The following is a 6485-nucleotide window of genomic DNA, read 5'->3' as shown; positions in this document are numbered from 1 at the left end:
CGTGGTTGGCGGGGTAGGTTGCGAGCAGGCTGCCGTGGACAAGCGCCACTCCCTGTTACTGCAGCCTGACCGACGTTCGCGCCGGCAAGTGAGCGGTACATCGCTTGAACGCGTCAATGTCTCGACGAGCCGTGCCGCTCGATGGCATATCGTGACCATCACAGAAAGTCGCACGCCGGTTGCTGCGCTCCCGCAGGTCGGGGATGACGGTTAGCAGGCAAGTGGCGATCGACACCTGTGGGATGGCTGGCCCGGCGAACAGCCTTTCGGATCATGCAGGTCTCGCTTCCGGACCCACAGAATCGGGCGACCTGCCGGATCATCGGCGCTGCGTCAGCGATAACCTGCGCTGAGATTAGCCCGATGCGCCTGAGCTATCACCCGCGCTCGCGACGCGGGTAGATGGGTCCGCACGATCTTCATAACAGCCGCGGCTCCCTGGTCATGATCGGTATAGCTGCTGTTCCTTCGGCAGATGGCGCCGTGTCCCGCGTTGACACCCGGCCCCAGCCGGCGGTCCGTATAGGGGCGAGCTTGGTCAATCAGGGCTCCGGGTTGGTCCGCACGTCGCCAATCGAGCCGGAGGGAAGATGACCCATAGGAGATGGATCACGCTCGCTAACTTCTGCATCCACGGCGATGCAGTGCGACAAACTTTCAGCTAACGGTTTGAGGCGGGGGCAGCCGGTGAGCGGCAAAGACCTCCAAGGAGAGTGTGTGTGAACCGTCGGGAGCTCATGGTCGCGGTGCCCGCCGCCTTGCTACTCGCGCAATCGGGTATCGCCAAGGCTGCGCCTGGCAAGAAGGGCGTGATGCTGATGAACCGCATCGGCCCGTCCACCTCCGAACTGTTTGTGGCTGATGGCGATGGATCAAACGAGCGCAAGCTGTTGCCAACATCCCGGTTCGAATACCACGCTACTACAGCTGGGACTCCGAATGGGAGTATCGTTCGACCGACGTGTTCCCGTTGCTGTCGCGCCAAGGGCGGCTGGCGATCACGGAGAAGCAGTTGGGCAACTCTTCGATCGTCACCATGAAGCCTGATGGTTCCGACCAGAAGGTCGTGTTCAATGCCGACGGTGCGGGCCTCGATCCGGCGCTGGTCAAGAAGGGACTGGCGGGCGCATTCCAACCGGCGTTGTCGCCGGACGGGCAGTGGATCGCGTTCGGCGTTGGCGCCTGGTTTCAAGAGCGGGCGCACGGCAAAGCTACGGTGATGCGCGCGAAGGCAGATGGTTCGGGGCACGAGGCACTGACCGACGGCACCGTGCATTCGGGATTTCCAAGCTATTCGGCTGACGGGCGCTACCTGGGCTATCGGGTTTGGGGCGAGAACAACTTTGGTCTGCGCGTCATGTATCTCAGCGACAAGAGCGTGCGCATCCTGACCAAGGAAGTCGACAATCTTCCCTTCTGGTCGCCCGATGGCAAGCTGATCGTGTTCACCCGCAAGACCAGCGCGACGAATTTCGACATCTGCACGATCCGCCCGGACGGTTCCGGGTTGAAGACGCTGACCACCAGCCAGGCAAACGACCCGCACGCCGTGTGGACGTATGACGGACGCATAGCCTGGTCGAGCGGGATGTACGGCTTCCGAGACGACGCGGCTATCTACGACAACACGTTCCAGCCTTATGGGCAGATCATGGTCATGAACGCGGACGGGACCGGAAAGCGGTTAACTACTGACAGTTGTGGGAGGATTCTATACCGCTCTACATACCAAATAAGTTTCTGTAAGTTTCGCTCGCTGCTCGGGTAGCTGTTCAGCCGCGTTTACGTGAAGCGTGTCGATCGGCCCGTCGTCGCTTTCGCGGAAATATCGGCATCTTTGGCGACCCGTGCCGACCGGCCCGCGGTGCCTGACCAACGATGGCTAAGACATCCTGCTCGCGCAGCATACGCTTTACAAAGCGGCCGTCCTGATCGCGACGTGGCTCGGAGCGACATACGGGCATTGATCAGCGTTGGGTTGGCCGGATCAGGGTCGATGCTATTTTTCAGTTCAACTGCGACGGACGCGTTTCCGCCACGGAGAAGCCGGCCTTTCGATCGACGATCCAATTATTAACGCATGCCTCAGCACCCCGCAGGTAAGTACGGGAAAGTGGTAGCGTTTAGCCGTAGCACCACTCGGACGTGCGGGTGATCATTGCCATAGCATCGCCACAGCATCGTGGTGGCCAGGTAAGCCGGAACCCGAGCGTCAGGCCGAGCGCTAGCAAGTTGCCACCACTACCGTCTCACCATCTTCCTTGGTGAAGGCGCCTTGCTGAAGCATCGGCAGCAGATCGAGCACCGCTTCTGATGGCCGGCACAGCTTCACGCCCAGCGGCGATACCACTAGGGGGCGGTTGATCAGAAGGGGATGCCGCATCATCGCGTCGACCAATGCCTCGTCGGACAGCGTCTCATCACCAAGCCCCAGTGCGGCGAACGGCGTGCCCTTCTCTCGCAACAGCATCCGCGGCGTGATGCCGGCGCGCTCGATTAAGCCGAGGAGCAGTGCCCGCGAGGGCGGGGTCTTGAGATACTCGACGACATGCGGCTCGATTCCGGCATTGCGGATCAGCCCAAGCGTGTTGCGCGACGTGCCGCAGTCGGGGTTGTGGTAGATCACGATGTCGATGGCCAAGACTCGGTCCTTCAGCAGAGCGGGTGAGGTCGGCAAGCAGCGATGCGCCTAGCTCCGGGGCGCCGACGGAGCAATCAGGCCACACAAGTTTGGCAGATCGGCGGGGGAGATAATCGCCGCGACTTGCCCTCGGAGCTGTGATGGCCGGCCCGTTATCTGACCTACGCAGCATCATCGATAGCGCGGCTGTGGCTGTTGTTGCTCCAATGGTCGATCTGGAGCTGACACCGAAGGCGCTGCGCTAGTGACGCAGCCCTTCCTGTGTCAGGCGTGCTCGATCTCGAGCGTGGGATAGTCGCTATAGCCCTTGGCACCGCCACCGTAGAGCGTGTCCTTGTCGATCTCGTTGAGCGGCGCGCCTCGCTCGAGGCGCGTAACGAGGTCCGGATTGGCGATGAACGCCTGGCCGAAGGCGATCAGATCGGCGTCGCCGGCCTCCAATGCCTTGTTGGATAGCTCGAGCGTGTAGCCGTTGTTGGCCATATAGGCTTGGGCGAAGCGGCGGCGGAGCGAGACATAGTCGAACGGCGCGATGTCTCGCGGCCCACCGGTCGCGCCTTCGATGACGTGGAGGTAGACGAGACGGAGGGCGCTGAGCTGCTCGACGATATGGTCGAACAAGGGCTGGGGATCGCTGTCCGCAATGCCGTTCGCGGGAGTGACCGGCGAGATGCGGATGCCGGTGCGCGCGGCACCGACCTCGTTCACGACCGCCTTCGTGACCTCGAGCATCAGCCTGGCGCGGTTCTCGATCGACCCACCATAGATGTCGTCACGGTGATTGGCGCCGTCCTTGGCGAACTGATCGAGCAGATAGCCGTTGGCGCCATGCACCTCGACGCCGTCAAAGCCGGCGCGGATCGCATTCGCAGCGCCACGGCGGAAGTCCTCGACGATGCCCGGGATCTCGTCGAGCGCGAGCGCGCGGGGCTCCGAGCAGTCGACGAAGCTGCCGCCGACGTAAACCTTGCTGTCGGCGCGGATGGCCGATGGCGCGACGGGCTCTCCACCGCGGGGTTGGAGGTCGGCATGCGAGACGCGGCCGACATGCCAAAGCTGGAGGAAGATCTTGCCGCCGGCGGCGTGCACTGCGTCGGTGACGGTGCGCCAGCCCTCGACCTGCGCGTCGGTATAGATCCCCGGCGTGTCCTGATAGCCCTGGCCCTGCTGCGACACCTGGGTCGCTTCGGCGATCAGCAGACCGGCGGAGGCACGCTGGGCGTAATAGTCGGCGGCAAACGAGCCCGGAACCATGCCGGCGGCGGCGCGGTTGCGAGTGAGGGGTGCCATCACGATGCGATTGGCCAGCGGAATGGTGCCGAGCATGTAGGGATCGAACAAGGTTGGCATGGGGATCTTTCGTTGGGAACGGTAATGCAGGAGGTCAGGCTGCGGCGGCGATTTCGCGCAGCGCGTTTTCAAAGGCCTCAGGCGGCTGGCCGCCGGAGATCAGGTAGCGATCGTTGATGACTACCGCGGGCACAGCGCTGATCCCGCGTGATTGCCATAGCTGTTCGGCGACACGCACGTCCTGCGCGTAAGTGTCGGACGCGAGGATCTGGTCGGCCCGCGCCGGATCGAGCCCGGCCTTGGCGGCAGCGGCGACGAGCACTGCGTGGTCGGACGGATCCTGCCCATCGGTAAAATAGGCGTCGAACAGCGCGTGCTTGAGCGCTGCCTGCTTTCCCTCGCCATGCGCCCAGTGCAGCAGCCGGTGCGCGTCGAACGTGTTGTAGATGCGGCTGGCCTCCGACATCTGCATTCGGAAGCCGATTGCGGCGGCGCGGTCGCGGATAATCGCGCGGTTGGCGGCCGATTGCTCGGGCGTCGAGCCATATTTCTCCGCGATATGCTCGCCGATATTCTGCCCGTCCTTGCCCATCTGCGGGTTGAGCTCGAACGGCTGAAAGGTGATGTCGGCCGCCACCACATCGGCGGTACGGACGAGCGCTTCCTCGAGCCCGCGCGGGCCGATGATGCACCAGGGACAGGAAACGTCGGAAACGAAGTCGATCTTCATGGGCTTGGGCATGCGGCACCGTTGCGGCTGGAAAGGAACTCGAATGTAGGCATGCGAGCCGTTCAATGCACGGGGGCGGAACTCGTTGCCGGCCCTAGCATTCCGTTTGGGAACCCACGTTCATCGGCGATCTACGCCGACTGGCGCTTGCCGTTGCAGAGGAACCATCATGACCGCCTATGTCGTCTTCACCCGCGAATGGACCACCGATGCCGCCGAACTGAAGCTGTACGGCGAGCAGGCACCCGCCGCGCGTGTCGGGCATGACATGACCCCGCTCGCCTTCTACGGTCCGCTGGAGGTGCTTGAAGGCGCGCCCGTCGAGGGCTGTGTGATCCTTGCCTTCCCGAGCATCGCCGAGGCGCGTGGCTGGTATGACAGTCCGATCTACCAGGCCGCGCGCGAGCATCGCCTGAAGGGCGCGGACTATCGCGTGTTCATCGTCGAGGGGGTCGACGCGGGCTGATCGCCATGCCGACCATTACAGTCCGGAGCTAGGCGAAGCCGGCTGCAAGAACGGTTTGGCGAGCCCGTGGTACAGGCGCTCCTTGCAGACCATCGTGCTGACCAGATCGGCGATCAGCGCGGTGGCGAACAGGGGAATGATCATGCCTCGGCTGGCGGTAGTCTCGCTGATGATGATCACTGCCGTTAGCGGCGCGCGGACGACGCCCACGAAATAGGCGATCATGCCGAGCAGCACCACGGCGCCCGCGGGATCGTTCGGGAAGGCGGCCGTCAGCAGATTGCCGACGCCGGCGCCGACCGCGAGGGATGGCGCGAACACGCCGCCGGGCGCGCCGCTGAGCGTCGCCATCAACGCCGACACGAACTTGGCAGGGCCGAACCACAAGGGCTCGCCCTGACCCTCGACCAAGTGGCGGGTCGCCTCATAGCCGGTGCCCCAAGTCGCGCCGTGGGTGACCACCCCGAGCACGGCCACCACCACCCCGCACAGGATCGCGAGTAAGACGGGACGGCGTTTGGCGCGGATCAACCAGCCGCGGCTCGGCGCGGCAACGGCGAGCACGATCCGCGTGAACAGGCCGCCGCCGAGACCGCCGACGATCCCCGCCACCGGCGCGACGACGAGGACCGAGCCGAGCGCCAGCGTCTGCCGCATGGTGCCGAAATAGACATAGTCGCCGGCGATCCCGAGGCTGACCATGCCGGCGATCATCACCGCCACCATCACCAGCACCGCGACCTTCTGCTCATAGGCTGAGGCGAGTTCCTCGATCGCGAAGGCGACCCCCGCGAGCGGCGTGTTGAAGGCCGCCGCGACGCCGGCCGCGCCACCGGCGATCAGCACGCCGGCCGTCACCGGCACCCGCAGCAGCCGGTGGCAGGCAACCATGATCGCGGCGCTGAGCTGCACCGTCGGTCCTTCGCGCCCCACCGCACCGCCTGCGCCGAGCATGGCGAGCGTCAGGCCGATCTTGGCGGCGGCCGTGCGCAGCGACACTAGCGGGCCATAGCCCTTGCCGGCAGGGTCCCGCGATGCCGCGATGACTTGGGGTATGCCGGAGCCACGCGCCTCGGGCGCCCAGCACCGCGTGGCGTACGCCACCAGCCCGAACACCATGGGCGTGATCAGCAGCGGGGCATAAGACCACGCGGCGACGAGACGGGCAAAGGCTGCTTGCGCGACATCGCCGAGCCTTGCGAACGCGAGGGCCGCAAGCCCCAGCACGACCGCCCCGATGCCGGTCGCCAGCCGTCGATTGACCAGGGCAACGGCGCCATGGGCCCTGTGCCGCCGCCCTGCCAGCAGATGACGCAGCTGCATCAGATATTGGGGGAGGGTGGCCATCGTTCCTTTCG

6 protein-coding genes are annotated in these 6485 nt (G+C 64.7%); 2 read left to right on the top strand and 4 right to left on the bottom strand.

Annotated elements, in window-relative coordinates:
- Nucleotides 1-961: 961 nt before the first annotated feature.
- The gene (locus OXR60_RS17285; RefSeq protein ID WP_267397197.1) at nt 962-1768 is read left to right on the top strand and encodes a hypothetical protein; all 807 of its coding nucleotides are present in this window, start codon (nt 962-964) and stop codon (nt 1766-1768) included.
- 456 nt (nt 1769-2224) lie between these two features.
- On the opposite strand, the gene arsC is transcribed toward OXR60_RS17285, so the two are convergent.
- From arsC to OXR60_RS17270, 3 genes are all read right to left on the bottom strand, one after another.
- Nucleotides 2225-2641 carry an arsenate reductase (glutaredoxin) gene (gene arsC / locus OXR60_RS17280; protein ID WP_267397196.1) on the bottom strand — a complete coding sequence of 139 codons (417 nt, stop codon included), beginning with the start codon at nt 2639-2641 and terminating at the stop codon, nt 2225-2227.
- A gap of 264 nt (nt 2642-2905) precedes the next feature.
- A complete protein-coding gene (locus OXR60_RS17275; RefSeq protein ID WP_267397195.1) occupies nt 2906-3991 on the bottom strand; it encodes an alkene reductase in 1086 nt (361 codons plus the stop codon).
- Between the two features lie 34 nt (nt 3992-4025).
- A complete protein-coding gene (locus tag OXR60_RS17270) occupies nt 4026-4673 on the bottom strand; it encodes a DsbA family oxidoreductase (protein ID WP_267397194.1) in 648 nt (215 codons plus the stop codon).
- A gap of 157 nt (nt 4674-4830) precedes the next feature.
- Between OXR60_RS17270 and OXR60_RS17265 the strand changes: the two genes are divergently transcribed.
- The gene (locus OXR60_RS17265; RefSeq protein ID WP_267397192.1) at nt 4831-5127 is read left to right on the top strand and encodes a DUF1330 domain-containing protein; all 297 of its coding nucleotides are present in this window, start codon (nt 4831-4833) and stop codon (nt 5125-5127) included.
- A 15-nt stretch (nt 5128-5142) separates the two neighbouring features.
- Here the strand turns inward: OXR60_RS17265 and OXR60_RS17260 are convergent, their stop codons facing one another.
- On the bottom strand, nt 5143-6474 hold the full coding sequence (locus tag OXR60_RS17260; RefSeq protein WP_267397191.1) for a chloride channel protein: 1332 nt from the start codon (nt 6472-6474) through the stop codon (nt 5143-5145).
- Between the last annotated feature and the right edge of the window lie 11 nt (nt 6475-6485).

The organism is Sphingomonas sp. GC_Shp_5, from assembly GCF_026540855.1.
Classification (GTDB): Bacteria; Pseudomonadota; Alphaproteobacteria; order Sphingomonadales; family Sphingomonadaceae; genus Sphingomonas.
This window is presented reverse-complemented; position numbering and strand designations above follow the sequence as displayed.